This window comes from Syntrophobotulus glycolicus DSM 8271 (assembly GCF_000190635.1).
Taxonomy (GTDB): domain Bacteria; phylum Bacillota; class Desulfitobacteriia; order Desulfitobacteriales; family Syntrophobotulaceae; genus Syntrophobotulus; species Syntrophobotulus glycolicus.
The window spans coordinates 3,085,491-3,099,377 of record NC_015172.1 but is presented as its reverse complement, the minus strand read 5'-3'; the positions used below and the strand labels follow the sequence as shown (position 1 = coordinate 3,099,377).

Genomic DNA, 13,887 nt, shown 5'->3' with positions numbered 1-13,887 from the left:
TTGATATGGAAGCAAAAAAATAACCGCCCCTGCTCAAGGCGGCGGTTATTTCTCAGGAACTAACGATTTTGCCCAGCCGTTTTCCGGTTAGACAGCTATTGCCAGCATAAATGAATCCTGGCTAGTTATCGGATCTGAAGCCGGTTCTGTTTTCGGCTCTATAGTCCGGTCTGCTTTCTGTTCCGAACGATGTTCTGGTATCCTTTCGATAATCGGATCGGTTATTTGCCCTGTTGTCCGGCCTGTAATTTTTCCTGTAATCGGGCCTGCTTTCCGGTCTGCCGTCTGTTTGCCGGTTGCGCCTGTTGCGTTGATAATGGCTGGGCTGTCTTGATTTTTCATATCTGGGGGTCCGGGAATAAACAGGAGCTTCTTCAGTCAAGCTGACCGGGGTCGTATTCGGCTCCTTGGTTAAGAGCTTTAAAGCGGCGGCAAGAAGGGCTGTGGAGTCATTGGAAGCAAGAAGCTCATCAGCCAGCTCCGTATAACGGCGGCTTTCAGGATCTTCGCTGGCCTTCATCAGCAGGTCAACGGCCAGACGCTGCTGACCTTCGAGGACTTCGTGAATGGTCGGCATCGGCTTGCGGACAATCCTTCTTTTGGTAACCTGTTCAATCAATCTCAAATGGTTGAGTTCCCGCGGCGTCACAAAAGTCACGGCCAGACCGGTTTTTCCGGCTCGTCCCGTCCGGCCTATTCTGTGGACATAGCTTTCGGGGTCCTGAGGAATATCAAAATTATAGATATGGGTTACACCGCTGATATCAAGGCCCCTGGCGGCGACATCCGTCGCCACAAGGATGTCGGTGACTCCTTCTTTAAAATGTCTTAAGACACTGTCTCTTCTCAGCTGAGTTAAATCCCCGTGGATGCCCTCGGCAGAATAGCCCCTCTTATTTAAGGCTTCATAGAGCTCATCCACCCGTCTTTTGGTCCGGCCGAATACGATAGCAAGATCAGGGGACTGAATGTCCAGCAAACGGCAGAGTACATCAAATTTCTGTCTTTCAGGCAGTTCAACATAGTATTGTTCGGTATTGGGAACGGTAACTTCCTTCGCTTTGATACTGATGAATTCAGGTTCAAGCATGAAACGCTTGGACAAATTGAGAATGGATTGGGGCATCGTGGCAGAGAACAGCAGAGTTTGGTGTTTATGTTGAATTTCGCCCAGGATGCTCTCAATATCCTCAATGAAACCCATGCTCAGCATTTCATCCGCTTCATCAAGAACGGCCATGGAAACATGGTCTAAGCGTATGGTATGGCGGCGCATATGGTCCATAAGGCGGCCGGGAGTGCCGACGATAATCTGAGGCCTGTTTCTCAGGGCCCGGATCTGCCTGTTGATATCCTGTCCCCCGTAAATCGGCTGAGCGTGGATGCCTTTAAATTGGCCGATCTTATTGATTTCTTCGGCGACCTGGACCGCCAGCTCCCGGGTAGGGGTGACGACAAGTCCGCCGATGCCTTCGGCATGCCGCTCCAGATTCTCGATCATCGGAATAGCGAAGGCGGCTGTTTTGCCTGTTCCGGTCTGGGCCTGGCCAATAATATCACGTCCGGCCATAGCAACCGGAATCGTTTTTTCCTGGATAGGGGTAGCCTCCTCGAAACCCATATCGGCGGTGGCTTTAATAATAAAATTGCTTAGGCCCATGTCAAAAAATGTTGACATAAAAAATTTCTCCTTTTAAAAACAATTATCCTCATGATGATGAACTTGAGAAAAAATATTAAGACCTCCCTGACATAAAGCTAAGGAGGTTTGCGGATTTCCTTATTAGCAGCTAGCTCGACTTACTAATTTATTATAAATGTTAGGCCTGAAATGTCAAGTCCGGCTCCGGGCAATAAAATAGGAAAAATTCTGGAGAAGTTGAACAGATTCCTGTACAATACAGATAGATCCGAATAATTTTAATTGTTGGCAGAAATCAAATGAATGGTTAGGGGTGATTGATGATGGCTTTACCTCCTTTTTTGGCACATTTGGAAAAGAATGACCCAGCCTTTGCCGAAGCGATTGAAAAAGTATTCTCATCGTCTATGGCGCCGGGAGCCCTGGACAATAAAACCAAGCTGCTGATCGCTTTAGCTTTGGACGCGGCGCATGGGTCAGTTCCCGGTGTTTCCAGCGTAGCGGGGCAGCTGCGGGCAATCGGAGCAAAAGATGAAGAGATTGCCGAAGCTTTGCGTATTGCCTATTTTGCTTTTGGGAATTCTATTCTTGGGGTCTCAGCCGCGGCCTTTCCCGGTAAATCATCGCTGTCTGAAAATTAATTTGTGAAGAAGATGAGGAACGAAAGGTTTTGAGCAGGATTCTTGTTTTCTTTTGCCGAAACTATATTGCCAAATCCGCCTGGCTTGCTTAAAGGTAAAATTTCTTTTTGAGTAAAGATGATGAATGGGGGAAATACTATGTCAAACTTGAAAATTATGGTTGTCGGAGTGAATCACCGCGTCAAAAACGCCGCTAAAGTTCAAAATTTACTGACTCAATATGGCTGCCTGATCAAAGTAAGACTTGGTCTGCATGAACATATCGAGGCTGTGGCGGGGGAAGCATGCTCGCCCAATGGTTTGATTGTACTCCAGGTTGCCGGGGATTCTGAAGAACTTGAAGTATTTTTGAAGGAACTGAACAGCATTGAGGGAGTAAACGCGAAAATCGTTGATGTCGGATTCTGATCAAGGTACACAAACAGCCTGCAAGAATAGCCGGATTACCTGCAGGCTATTTACTTTAATTAAAAATAATTTTATATTTAAATCAAAATTAAAAAGGAATTTTTCAAAATTAGTCTAATTTATCAAATAAGATTAAACGAATTTTAGACAGGAATCGGGAAGGAGGAGTGAATTACGGATTCAAAAATATTCCGCCGCTTAACTTACGGCTTGTATGTCATTTCGTCCCTGAAAGAAGGCAGGATTAACGCGCAGATCGCGAACACGGTCTTCCAGATCACATCCGCGCCCTTGATTGTAGCCATAAGTATTAATAAAGAGAACCTCACCCATGAGTACATTCAGAACAGTAAAGTATTTGCCGTGAATATCCTGCCTGTTTCCACCCCGCTGGAGATGATCGGACATTTCGGCTTTAAATCCGGCAGAAATCTGGATAAGTTCGGGGAAGTTGCTTTTAAGCCAGGGCAGACCGGCTCGCCGCTCCTAACCAGTAACAGTATCGGATATCTGGAAGCCGAAGTGATTCAGAGTACGGAGCTGAGTACCCACACCGTGTTTTACGGTCAGGTGATGAATACTGAGGTCTATTCGGATGAAGAGCCTATGACTTATGGATTTTACCAGCAATTAAAAAGAGGGACAGCCGCGCCGGCCAGCCCCGCCGCAAAAAGCAGCCGGTCGGAGCAAGCTGAAAAAGCAGAGTCAATAAAAAAAGAAAATTTAATCAAGGAGGGTCCAACCATGCAGAAATATGAATGTCCGGTTTGTTCTTATATCTATGATCCCGAGAAAGGCGATCCTGATTCAGGGATTGAACCCGGCACCGCCTTTGAGGCTTTGCCGGATGATTGGGTATGCCCGGTTTGCGGAGTTGATAAGAGTCAATTTCAGCCGGTCGACTGATTTTAAGGAGAGAAAAAATGAAACCGATTCAAGTAAAAGATAATGTCTACTGGGTAGGCGGGATTGACTGGAATATTCGCACCTTTCATGGTTATCTCACTCCGCGCGGGATGACCTATAACGCCTATCTGATTGTGGATGAAAAAATAACCCTGATTGACACGGTAAAACATTATATGTTTGAGGAAATGATTGAACGAATTTCCGCGATTGTTGATCCGTCCAAAATTGATTATGTCGTGTCAAACCATGTGGAAATGGACCACTCCGGGGCATTGCCCAAGCTTATGGAGATTTGTCCCCAGGCCGTGGTTTTTACTTCCGTTAATGGGGAAAAGGGCTTGAAAGCGCATTACAGACCAGATTGGAATTTCCGGGTCATGAAGTCCGGGGAGACCATCAATTTGGGCCGGAAAAGCCTGGCTTTTGTTCATACTCCGATGGTTCATTGGCCGGACAACATGGTCACCTACTGTCCGGAGGACAAGATCCTGTTTTCTAATGATGCCTTTGGACAGCATATTGCTTCAACCCAAAGATTTGATGAAGAGCTGCCTTGCGACATCATCATTGAAGAAGCGGCGAGGTATTATGCGAATATTGTCCTGCCTTATGGAGCCCAGGTCGGCAAGGCGCTGGAAGCCCTTCGGGATATAGCCATTGAGATTATCGCACCCAGCCATGGTTTAGTCTGGCGGACACATATTCCGGAAATCCTCAGGGAATATGAAAAATGGGCCTCCGGTCAAACGGAAGAAAAGGCTGTCATTGTCTATGATACGATGTGGGGCTCCACGGAAAAGATTGCTTATGCTGTCCAAAATGCCTTTGAAAACGCGGGTATCCCGGCAAAGCTGATGAGGGTAACGGAAAATGACATTTCCGACATTATGCCGGAGGTTCTGATGTCAAAATATGTCTGTGTCGGCTCGCCAACCCTGAATAACGGGATCATGCCGAAAGTATCGGCATTTCTCACCTATATGAAAGGGCTGGCCCCGAAAAACAGGATCGGAGTCGCCTTCGGCTCTTATGGGTGGGGCGGGCAAAGTGTGGGGATTATTGAAGGGATTCTCAAAGAGTGTCATTTTGAACTGCTGGAAAATGTCAGAATTCAATTTATCCCGGAAAAAGCCCAACTGCAAGAGGCAGCCTTAAAATTGGAGGGAATATTAAATGACCAAATTAAGACAAATTTATAAATGCAATATTTGCGGCAATGTGATTGAGGTTGTTCATCCCGGGGCGCCGGCCCTGGTTTGCTGCGGGCAGCCGATGGAGCTGCTTGTGGGAAATACGGTCGATGCCAGTAAAGAAAAGCATGTTCCGGTTATCGAGGCTGCCGAGAACGGAATCCGGGTGCAGGTTGGAAGTGTGGAACACCCGATGGAAGAAAAACATTTTATTCAATTTATTGAAGTGTTGACAGCAGATAAAGTTTACAGGGCCGAACTCGCTCCCGGGCTCAAACCGGAAGCATGGTTCCCCGTTAAACAGGAGGATATCCTGGAAGTCAGGGAATATTGCAATATTCATGGACTTTGGAAAACCAATGAATAATTTTTTTAGATCAAAACAAACAGGGAGGACATTATGGCCGATTTAAAAGGAACGAAAACGGAAAAAAATCTTTGGGAGGCTTTTGCCGGGGAATCTCAGGCCCGGAATAAATACACTTATTTTGCTTCTGCCGCCAAAAAAGAAGGATATGAACAAATCGCCGCGCTATTTACTGAAACTGCGGATAATGAAAAAGAACACGCCAAAATATGGTTTAAAAAACTGGCGGGAATCAGCGGCGCGATCGAAAATCTGAAATCGGCGGCTTCCGGTGAACATGGAGAATGGGCCGACATGTACCCCAGAATGGCCAAAGAAGCCAGGGAAGAAGGCTTTCATGATCTGGCCGAGTTGTTTGACGGAGTGGCTAAGATCGAGAAAGAGCACGAGGAAAGATACAGAAAGCTTTTGGCCAATATCGAGCAGGGGAAAGTCTTTGCCAAGGACAATGAAGTTGTCTGGATCTGCCGCAACTGCGGACATATCCACGAAGGGGCGGAAGCGCCCGGAAAATGTCCAGTATGTGACCACCCTCAGGCCTATTTTGAGATAAGGTCGCAGTCATACTAAAATTTTCATCGAGGAACAGAAAAAGAGGGTGTCCCAAAGACCAAAGTTTGAGACACTCTCTTTTTTTCTGCTTTTCACGATAGGGGAAACCGTTTGATCAAAGAAAGGAACGAATGGAAAGGAAAGTGATGATATGGAAGTCGTTGATTTATCTCATCCGATCAGAGAAGATATGCCTGTTTTTCCAGGAGAAGAGCAGCCAAAGATAGAGATCGTCGCCGATATGGAACATTGCGGATATCATGAAAAACGGTTTTTGCTCAACAGCCATACCGGAACTCACCTTGATGTGCCCAAACATGTCTTTCAGGACGGCTATTCTCTGGAAAAGTATCCTGTCAAAAAATATATCGGGCAAGCGATTATGATTACGTTGATTGATTCGGGAAGGATTGAGATTGAGGAGCTTGCCCCTTATGAAAACGCTCTCAGAGATTGCGATTTTATGCTGGTCAATACCGGCTGGAGCAGGCATTGGGGGAGCGCACAGTATTATGGGGATCCCCCTTATTTCAGCAGGGAAGCTGCCGATTGGCTGTCTTCTTTTGAACTGAAGGGGATCGGGATTGATTCCCCGAGTGTTGACCAAATGTCCGATCAGGGGCTTCCGGTGCATCGTGCTTTATTAGAAAAAGAAATCGTCATTATTGAGAATATGACGAATTTCGATCAGTTGAAAAAGCCTGTATTTACTCTGTATTGTCTGCCTCTGAATATTGAGGGAGCGGATGCCTGCCCGGTCAGGGCCGTTGCCGTATATTAGATGCCATGGATATAGAGCAGCCCGACAACGGCCAGGGAGGTCACTGTGGTTAGAATCAAAGAAAAAATAAAGGCAATACGGATGACCTGATTTTCTTCCCCGAGCTTATCGATAGAGGCGGCCGCGTTTTGCAGCTTGGCCGGAGAAATCACACTGGCAAGCCCGCCGCCAAAAGCCAGGCCCGCGGTAGCGATGATCAGTCCCTTGAGTCCCCAGTTTAAGTTGGAAGCGGTAGTCATGGTGTATTTGGCAAACATGGCAATTGTCGAAGCCTCGCTTCCGGTGATAAAGCCTCCGAAAAGCCCAATAAAGCTGACGACAGCTCCATAGGCATTGTGGAAAGCATGAGCTGAGAAATCCGCCAGAACCTTGACCATGCTGGAGGTCAGAAATTGAGGAGCGGCTTGATTGGCATTGTAGGCCATATTATACCCGGACATGTTCATGACCTCCCCGATCGCAAAAAAGATAGCTGCCGAGAAAACAGGACGGGGAGCACGTTTCCACCACGTTTGAAGAGATTCCTTGATCTGGGGCATACTGGGCCTGATAAAGGGGATAGACAAGAGGGTGCTGACAAAAATCCAGGTATAGGCATTCCAGAGGAATCTTGTGGGAATGGGCCTTCCATCGGCGCTGAGACCGCTGATGCTCATGGTCATGGTTTTATATAAGTATTCAAAGGATTGCTGCGGGAGGTTTAAAGCTAAAATTAGGACAATCAAAAGAGCCCAGGGCATCAGGGCTTTCCATAATGGATGAGTCCGGGCATAGTCCACTTCCTCGGGAGTGAGAACACTTTTGTTGATGACCTTTCTGCCGGTAAACAGGAGGTAAAGGACCATGGCCAGAATGACGGCAAGCCCGGATAAGACACCGGTCAAAACAACCAGGTTATCATAATGGTTTGTGAAATAGGACACGATGCCGATCACCGCCCCTGAAATGAGACAAGGGGCCAAACCGGCTTTGATGGCCGGTCCCCTTCCCACGATCCAGAGCATGCACAGGCCAATAAGGGTAGAGACAATCGGCAGGAACAAAAAGAAAATACTTCCGGCCTGAGACAAAGTGATTTCATGCCCCTTGCCGAGGAACCCATTGGCCACATCAACGAAGACGACGATGGGCGCGCCAAGCAGAGCGTAGGTGCATAAAGAATCATAACCAATAGCGGGCAGAGCAATGGCAACATATGTAGAATAACCCATGGCCAGGAGAATCGGCGGAAGGAGAGAGACAGGGGTCGCTCCGACGGCGACCATCAAAGTGCCGAAGCCGATATTGATCATCATGATCTGAACCGCTTTATTTTCAGTGGCCAGTGTTTTAATAAAGATAATGATCCTTTTTAAAGCACCGGTTTTCTCCATATAAGCCATTTGTAAGAGAGAGGTAGCGACAATTAAAGATACAGAAAAAGATTTAATCAGTCCGGAAGCCGTAGAGCGCAGCAGGACTTCCCCCGAAGTCTGAAAAAAGAAAAAAGCGACCAGGGACACAGCCAGCCAGCCCACAATACCACTGATGTCAGCCGGTTTTTTAAACACAATTAACATCACTAAGATGACCGCGATAGGCAATAAAGTAACAAGCAGTGAGAACATCTTTCTACCGTCCTTCCATTCTACATAAAAATTCTAAATCGATTCTACCTCAGATCGAAGAAAAAATAAAGACCAGGCCCGAAATGCAACAGCGGAAGCTTAGTGGAATAAGATGTAGAAAAGTAAAGGTACGGAGGGACAAATGTTTCTTGTGCAATCAAACCAGCAAAACTGGCAAAGCTATCCTGTCCGGCAAAATGAAAATATCCCTGCCGGGACCGGGAAGAAAAACTATGTGATCTTATATCCGGCGATTTTTGGGGGGGTGGCGGCTTTTGTCACAGGATTTGGATTTTACGGATGCGGGGATCATCGCCTCTCAGGCAGGACCCTGGCCTTAGTGGATATTTATGCGCTCATTGCGGCGTTGGGAACAGGTTTTTATATCCTGAATCTTTTGGGAGACGACGATGAAAAGATCAGGGACTTTGAGCATCTAAAGAAAGAGCTGCTTTCCATCAGTCTGCCGATTTTTATCACCATTTTCTTTTTCGGTTCAGTGTTTAATCTGGTCTACTCCCTTGACCGGCAAAGCTTTGAGGGAACTATCGGGAAAAAAAAGATTACTCAATACCTGTCCTTTTTGGCATTGAGTATCGGAGATATCTCGGTCGGTGATTCCCTGGGCATTTCCCCGGCAAGAACGGGAACCCAGGTTTTACTGGCAGTGGAAAGCATCTTTACGCTTTTTGCCCTGTCACTGCTGATTTCCTTATTCACCAAATAACAGGAAAAGAAACTCTTGCCCGCGCTCATTGGCCTACTTTGTCAATGATGGGTTGAGCAGGTCATTTTTCCGGCCAGGTTGGGGATCCGGCTTGAAGTCGCTGCTGTCGTCACCGGAATGATAAGGGATGCTGGTGACAAAGATATCCTTGTGCAGAAGCAGCAGCAATTTGATCAACTGGCCTGTCTGATTATGCAGGAACTGGTAGCGTAATTTCTCGGGGACATATTCTGGGATGACGACAGTAATTGTTTCAAATTTCTTTTCGCTCTCCACTTGATCGACATAGGCCAGGAAATCATGAACTGTAGAACGGTAAGGAGAAGGTACGATTTCCAGGTGGATTTCTATCCCGCTTTCCGACCAATGCCGTTTGACTTTTTCCAAACGGTCCGGATCGGAAGCGATATGGACGGCGCAGACCTGGGGTGTCAAAGCATAAGCATAGCGCATCGCCTTGAGGACAATCAGATTAAGATCATAGACCGGGATAATGATCTTATTGCGGTATTCCGAAAGAGGGGTATTTCCTCTTCTTTTTCTCAGCCTTTTGACATGCCGGTGAAAATCCTCCAGAGCTTCCTCAGTCACAGAAAGATCTTTGATCTCATTTTTGTAGACACGGGAAATCGTATAAAATACCGTGACAAGAAAAGGAATGATAATCAGGACAAGCCAGGCCCCGTGAGTAAATTTCGTCACAATGAAGACCAGGAAAACAATAAAAGACAGGACTCCCCCAAACAGGAAGATAGAAAAGTCGGACTGCCAGCCTTTCCTTTTATCCTTCAGAACAAATTTCGCCATGCCGAAACCCGTAAATGAAAAGGACAACAGCACGCCGATCGCGTATAGGGGGAGCATACTGTGAGTATTTCCTTTAAAGAAGATGATCAGAGGAATAGAAATGAGACTTAACGTCCAGATTCCCGTATTGAAAACAAGGCGGTCGCCTAAATTCTTAAAGTATCGGGGAGCGTAGGTATCCCTGGCCATCAAATTGAGAAGAATGGGGAATCCGGCAAAAGGAGTATTGGCGGCAATAATTAAGATGGAGGCGGCACAGCCCATCAGCACATAATAAAAAATGGTTTTGCCGAATACTAAGAGGCCGAGCTGATTTAAGACAGTATTCCCTGTGGCAGGCATGACATGATAAACACTGGCAAGGTAAGATATCCCCGCCAAAGCGGTGCCGACGATGATCGCCAATGTCAATAAAGTATTGATGGCTCTTTTCTGACTGGGGGCTTTGAAGGCCGAGACACCGCTGGCGACAGCCTCAAAGCCGGTCAGAGCGGTTGTTCCGCCGGCAAAAGCCCTGGCAAACAGGAACAAAGTCATTCCGCCGATAGACGACTCGGAGGTTTTTTGCATATTTTGGGCGACAATCACCGGATCGGCTCCATACATCAGGACTTCAGCAATGCCGACAATGACCAGTAAAGCGAGGGAAGCCATATAGAGATAAACAGGTAAGGCAAACAGCCTGGCGGATTCCTTTAAGCCGCGCAGGTTAAGCCAAGTCAGGAAAAAAATAATCAGACATGAGGCCAGGATCTTGTGGGTAGCCAGAATAGGGAAGATTCCCGTTAGATTTTCAACAGAAGAGCTTACGCTGACCGCGACAGTCAGGACATAATCAATGGTCATACTTGCTCCGGCCACCAGAGCGAACGTTTCTCCGAGATTGTTTTTGGCGATGACATAGGAACCGGCGCCTTGAGGGTATTTGCTGATGGCCTTGCGGTAAACCATGAAAATACTTGCCAGGAGAATAATGATGACCAAAGAGACCTTCATCAGATAAGAATAACCGACAGCGCCCGCCAAAAGGAGAACCAGCAAAATCTCATCAGGAGCATAACCCTGGGAAGAGATAATATCCGCTCCGAAAATGGGGATGCCTCCAAAGAGTCCGACACGGGTATGTTCGACCTTTTCCGTAGTCAGCGGCGAACCGAAAAGAGCGGTTCTCATCTTTAACCATAACAGACCTTGCCCACGAGGTGCCATTTTTTCTCTCCTTAATGATTACCTTCTTATATATGACGTTTCCTGTCCTGGTATTCTCCGATGACCGCGGTTTCCCCTGATTTGGGGTGCCATCATATACATGGTCTTCTTTGACCAATTGAAAATAATATGTTTAATTCTACTCATGGTACCGGTACAATGCAACAACAAAATATCAAAAGAAAATTCCAATATAACAGTTATAGTTTGGTCAATTTTATCAGATTTACACAAAGCTCGGAGAAAAAGGAAACAGGGCGGGAAATCGCCGCAACCCTCAATATACTTTGATTATTAAACTATTTGACAACCAAATTAAGAATGAGTAAAATTTGGATAAGGCTTTCCAAAAGGGTGGTTAACGTGGAGCAGACTGCAAATTTGGTTTTAAGTGAATTTTTACTGAAGACATTCAACGATATTCTTGCCGTAGAAGAATACGAAATCAAAAAAGGCCCTTTCAGCAATTTGTCTATTTCAGAGATTCATACAATTGCAGCTATGGGAATGTATAAGCCGAGAACAATGTCTGAAGTGGCCGCCGATCTCAATGTAACGGTAGGCACACTGACTGCGGCAATCAACAATCTGGTCAAAAAGGGCTGTGTTGAACGGAAGCGGGATGAAGACGACCGCCGGGTGGTCAAAATACAGCTGACCAAGAAAGGAAAGCTGGCTTACCGGATTCATGAAAAATTTCACTTGGAGATGGTTAAGGAAACAACAAAAGGATTGCCCGACAGGGAGAATATCCTCTTGGATTCCCTGAGAAAGCTTTATGACCATTTCATCAAGACATACAAATAGAACAGTTGAAAATAAGCGATGTAAAGGAAACAGGAAAATGCATAATGTGGAAATCAGAGGAACCGGAAGCTATATTCCGGATAGAGTCGTTCATAATGACGAGCTTTCGCAGATCGTGGACACCAGTGACCAGTGGATCAGGGAGAGGACGGGGATCAGAGAAAGAAGGATTTCAACCGGTGAAAATACTTCTGAACTTGCAGTCAAGGCAGCACGGAAGGCTTTGGCGGATGCCGAAGTCAAGGCTGAGGAGATTGGGCTGATCATTGTGGCCACAGTTACCCCGGATAAGTTTTTTCCTTCTACAGCCTGTATCGTGCAAAGAGAACTCTCTGCCGGGAAAGCAATGTCTTTTGACATCAGCGCCGCCTGTTCCGGTTTTATTTATGCCCTGGATGTTGCCGCCGGCCTGATCAAAACAGGCGCTTGCGAAAATGCCTTAGTGATTGGCGCCGAGGTCCTGTCGAAAATCATCGATTGGAAGGACCGCAATACCTGTGTTTTATTTGCGGATGGAGCGGGAGCGGCGGTTTTAGGCAGAGGCGAAAAAGGGATACGCTCATCCTTTACCGGCGCGGACGGTACCGGAGGGGATTTTTTAGGATGTGATGCCGTTCCTGTAAAAAATGCCTTTATTCCGGACCATGGCGGACAAACGCCTTCCTATTTAACCATGAACGGAAAAGAAGTGTTTAAATTCGCGGTCCGAATTATGGTTGAGTGCATCAGACAGGTCCTGAATAAGGAAGGCTGCTCGCTTGAAGAGGTGAAGTATATCGTTCCCCATCAGGCCAATAACCGTATTGTCGAGGCTACAGCCAAAAAATTAGGTATCGGCAAGGATAAATTTTATATGAACCTGGACAAATGTGGGAACACCTCAGGTGCCAGTATCCCTCTGGCCCTGGATGAAATAGCCGGAAGAGGATTGCTCAGCAAAGGAGATCAATTGATTTTGGTGGGGTTTGGCGCAGGATTAACCTATGGAGCACAGCTGATAGAATGGACAAAATGAAACTAAGGAATCCGATAAACCCGGGAGGCTGTCATGATATTTGAGATCGTCCGTCAGGTGACTGCCCATAAAATGAATATTGAGGAACAAAAAATAACCTTGAAGTCCGCTTTCAAAAACGACTTGAAAGTGGACTCTCTGGATATTTTTGAAATCATTTTGGAACTCGAAGAACGGTTTTCGGTTGAGATTCCGACAGAGGATTTGGAAGACATCCAAACTGTCCGGGATCTGGTCGAATATCTTGAGAAGAGAAAAGAGAAGGAGAGTCATTGATGAATAAATTGAGTTTCTTTCAAGATTTAGGAATAAAGTACCCGATCATCCAGGGTGCAATGGCCTGGATATCGGAGAGCTCTCTGGCTTCCGCGGTATCCAATGCCGGAGGCTTGGGCATTATTGCCGGTGCCAATGCGCCGGTAGAATATATTCAGGCAGAGATAAGAAAGACAAAAGAGCTGACGTCAAAGCCCTTTGGCGTAAATATTATGCTTCTCAGCGAAAATGCTGAAAAGGTTGCCAGACTGGTCTGTGATGAAGGAGTTAAAGTAGTGACGACCGGTGCGGGCAGCCCCGGCAAATACATAAAGATGTGGAAAGAATACGGGATCACCGTTATCCCAGTCATCCCTTCAGTGGCTTTAGCCAGGAGAATGGAGAAAGAGGGGGCCGATGCCGTAATTGCCGAAGGAGGAGAGTCCGGGGGCCATGTAGGTGAGCTGACGACCATGGCTCTGGTTCCGCAGGTTGTTGACGCTGTAGACATTCCCGTTATCGCGGCCGGAGGCATTGGCGACGGCAGGGGCATCGCGGCCGCTTTCATGCTGGGCGCGGTTGGGGTCCAGGTCGGCACAAGATTCCTGGTCGCCAGGGAATGCGTCATCCATCAAAATTATAAAGACAGGGTGATCAAAGCCCGTGATATCGACACGGTAGTAACCGGCAGGTCAACAGGGCACCCCGTACGCGTTTTGCGCAATAAGCTGACCAGGAAATATGAAGAGAGAGAAAAGGCCGGTGCTTCCGGGGAGGAGCTGGAGGCTCTGGGGGTTGGCGCTCTGCGCAAGGCAGTTCGGGAGGGCGATGTGGAAAATGGATCAGTGATGTCCGGACAGATTGCCGGACTGATTTCAAGCGAGCAGACCTGCCGGGAGATTGTCGAGGAAATGTTTGAGCAGGCTCAGACCAGGCTGGAAGCCGTAAACAGCATCAGGTGGAGGTAGTC

15 protein-coding genes are annotated in these 13,887 nt (G+C 47.0%); 12 read left to right on the top strand and 3 right to left on the bottom strand.

Translation table 11 applies throughout. The features are described 5' to 3' along the window. Positions 1–121 precede the first annotated feature (121 nt). A complete protein-coding gene (gene cshA / locus SGLY_RS15285; protein ID WP_013626090.1) occupies positions 122–1,678 on the bottom strand; it encodes a degradosome RNA helicase CshA in 1,557 nt (518 codons plus the stop codon). Between the two features lie 284 nt (positions 1,679–1,962). Between cshA and SGLY_RS15280 the strand changes: the two genes are divergently transcribed. The 7 genes from SGLY_RS15280 (at position 1,963) to SGLY_RS15250 (ending at position 6,490) form a co-directional block, all read left to right on the top strand. Then, positions 1,963–2,283 carry a carboxymuconolactone decarboxylase family protein gene (locus SGLY_RS15280; RefSeq protein ID WP_013626089.1) on the top strand — a complete coding sequence of 107 codons (321 nt, stop codon included), beginning with the start codon at positions 1,963–1,965 and terminating at the stop codon, positions 2,281–2,283. 138 nt (positions 2,284–2,421) lie between these two features. Next, complete coding sequence (locus SGLY_RS15275) at positions 2,422–2,691, top strand: CPF_0552 family protein (protein ID WP_013626088.1); 270 nt, start codon at positions 2,422–2,424, stop codon at positions 2,689–2,691. 171 nt (positions 2,692–2,862) lie between these two features. Continuing rightward, positions 2,863–3,597: a rubredoxin gene (rd, locus tag SGLY_RS15270; protein ID WP_013626087.1), complete on the top strand. Its 735-nt coding sequence runs from the start codon at positions 2,863–2,865 to the stop codon at positions 3,595–3,597. Between the two features lie 17 nt (positions 3,598–3,614). Next, positions 3,615–4,799, top strand: coding sequence for an FprA family A-type flavoprotein (locus tag SGLY_RS15265; protein ID WP_013626086.1), 1,185 nt, complete (start codon positions 3,615–3,617; stop codon positions 4,797–4,799). Then, entirely contained in the window at positions 4,774–5,157 is a 384-nt protein-coding gene (locus tag SGLY_RS15260) for a desulfoferrodoxin (RefSeq protein WP_013626085.1), read from the top strand. The genes SGLY_RS15265 and SGLY_RS15260 overlap by 26 nt, the downstream gene beginning before the upstream one ends. 33 nt (positions 5,158–5,190) lie before the next feature. Beyond that, entirely contained in the window at positions 5,191–5,727 is a 537-nt protein-coding gene (gene rbr / locus SGLY_RS15255) for a rubrerythrin (protein ID WP_013626084.1), read from the top strand. A 133-nt stretch (positions 5,728–5,860) separates the two neighbouring features. Continuing rightward, on the top strand, positions 5,861–6,490 hold the full coding sequence (locus SGLY_RS15250; RefSeq protein WP_013626083.1) for a cyclase family protein: 630 nt from the start codon (positions 5,861–5,863) through the stop codon (positions 6,488–6,490). On the opposite strand, the gene SGLY_RS15245 is transcribed toward SGLY_RS15250, so the two are convergent. Beyond that, complete coding sequence (locus tag SGLY_RS15245) at positions 6,487–8,097, bottom strand: L-lactate permease (RefSeq protein ID WP_013626082.1); 1,611 nt, start codon at positions 8,095–8,097, stop codon at positions 6,487–6,489. The two genes, SGLY_RS15250 and SGLY_RS15245, sit on opposite strands and share 4 nt — an antisense overlap. 142 nt (positions 8,098–8,239) lie before the next feature. Between SGLY_RS15245 and SGLY_RS15240 the strand changes: the two genes are divergently transcribed. Beyond that, the gene (locus SGLY_RS15240) at positions 8,240–8,824 is read left to right on the top strand and encodes a hypothetical protein (RefSeq protein WP_013626081.1); all 585 of its coding nucleotides are present in this window, start codon (positions 8,240–8,242) and stop codon (positions 8,822–8,824) included. Between the two features lie 33 nt (positions 8,825–8,857). Here the strand turns inward: SGLY_RS15240 and SGLY_RS15235 are convergent, their stop codons facing one another. After that, positions 8,858–10,840 carry an APC family permease gene (locus SGLY_RS15235; RefSeq protein ID WP_013626080.1) on the bottom strand — a complete coding sequence of 661 codons (1,983 nt, stop codon included), beginning with the start codon at positions 10,838–10,840 and terminating at the stop codon, positions 8,858–8,860. A gap of 363 nt (positions 10,841–11,203) precedes the next feature. On the opposite strand from SGLY_RS15235, the gene SGLY_RS15230 reads away from it, so the two are divergent. Genes SGLY_RS15230 through fabK form a run of 4 tightly spaced genes read left to right on the top strand, consistent with a single transcriptional unit; the run spans position 11,204 to position 13,885 of the window. After that, positions 11,204–11,647: a MarR family winged helix-turn-helix transcriptional regulator gene (locus SGLY_RS15230; protein WP_013626079.1), complete on the top strand. Its 444-nt coding sequence runs from the start codon at positions 11,204–11,206 to the stop codon at positions 11,645–11,647. 37 nt (positions 11,648–11,684) lie between these two features. Further along, positions 11,685–12,662 carry a beta-ketoacyl-ACP synthase III gene (locus tag SGLY_RS15225; RefSeq protein WP_013626078.1) on the top strand — a complete coding sequence of 326 codons (978 nt, stop codon included), beginning with the start codon at positions 11,685–11,687 and terminating at the stop codon, positions 12,660–12,662. Between the two features lie 33 nt (positions 12,663–12,695). Beyond that, positions 12,696–12,938, top strand: a complete 243-nt coding sequence (gene acpP, locus SGLY_RS15220) for an acyl carrier protein (protein WP_013626077.1) — start codon at positions 12,696–12,698, stop codon at positions 12,936–12,938. After that, positions 12,938–13,885, top strand: a complete 948-nt coding sequence (fabK, locus tag SGLY_RS15215) for an enoyl-[acyl-carrier-protein] reductase FabK (RefSeq protein ID WP_013626076.1) — start codon at positions 12,938–12,940, stop codon at positions 13,883–13,885. The genes acpP and fabK overlap by 1 nt, the downstream gene beginning before the upstream one ends. The last annotated feature ends 2 nt before the right edge of the window (positions 13,886–13,887 follow it).

Bases quoted from the DNA above. Each gene is read 5' to 3' on its own strand.
- cshA (WP_013626090.1), bottom strand. From the start codon at position 1,678: ATGTCAACATTTTTTGACATGGGCCTAAGCAATTTTATTATTAAAGCC.
- SGLY_RS15280 (WP_013626089.1), top strand. From the start codon at position 1,963: ATGATGGCTTTACCTCCTTTTTTGGCACATTTGGAAAAGAATGACCCA.
- SGLY_RS15275 (WP_013626088.1), top strand. From the start codon at position 2,422: ATGTCAAACTTGAAAATTATGGTTGTCGGAGTGAATCACCGCGTCAAA.
- SGLY_RS15265 (WP_013626086.1), top strand. From the start codon at position 3,615: ATGAAACCGATTCAAGTAAAAGATAATGTCTACTGGGTAGGCGGGATT.
- SGLY_RS15260 (WP_013626085.1), top strand. From the start codon at position 4,774: ATGACCAAATTAAGACAAATTTATAAATGCAATATTTGCGGCAATGTG.
- rbr (WP_013626084.1), top strand. From the start codon at position 5,191: ATGGCCGATTTAAAAGGAACGAAAACGGAAAAAAATCTTTGGGAGGCT.
- SGLY_RS15250 (WP_013626083.1), top strand. From the start codon at position 5,861: ATGGAAGTCGTTGATTTATCTCATCCGATCAGAGAAGATATGCCTGTT.
- SGLY_RS15245 (WP_013626082.1), bottom strand. From the start codon at position 8,097: ATGTTCTCACTGCTTGTTACTTTATTGCCTATCGCGGTCATCTTAGTG.
- SGLY_RS15240 (WP_013626081.1), top strand. From the start codon at position 8,240: ATGTTTCTTGTGCAATCAAACCAGCAAAACTGGCAAAGCTATCCTGTC.
- SGLY_RS15235 (WP_013626080.1), bottom strand. From the start codon at position 10,840: ATGGCACCTCGTGGGCAAGGTCTGTTATGGTTAAAGATGAGAACCGCT.
- SGLY_RS15225 (WP_013626078.1), top strand. From the start codon at position 11,685: ATGCATAATGTGGAAATCAGAGGAACCGGAAGCTATATTCCGGATAGA.
- acpP (WP_013626077.1), top strand. From the start codon at position 12,696: ATGATATTTGAGATCGTCCGTCAGGTGACTGCCCATAAAATGAATATT.
- fabK (WP_013626076.1), top strand. From the start codon at position 12,938: ATGAATAAATTGAGTTTCTTTCAAGATTTAGGAATAAAGTACCCGATC.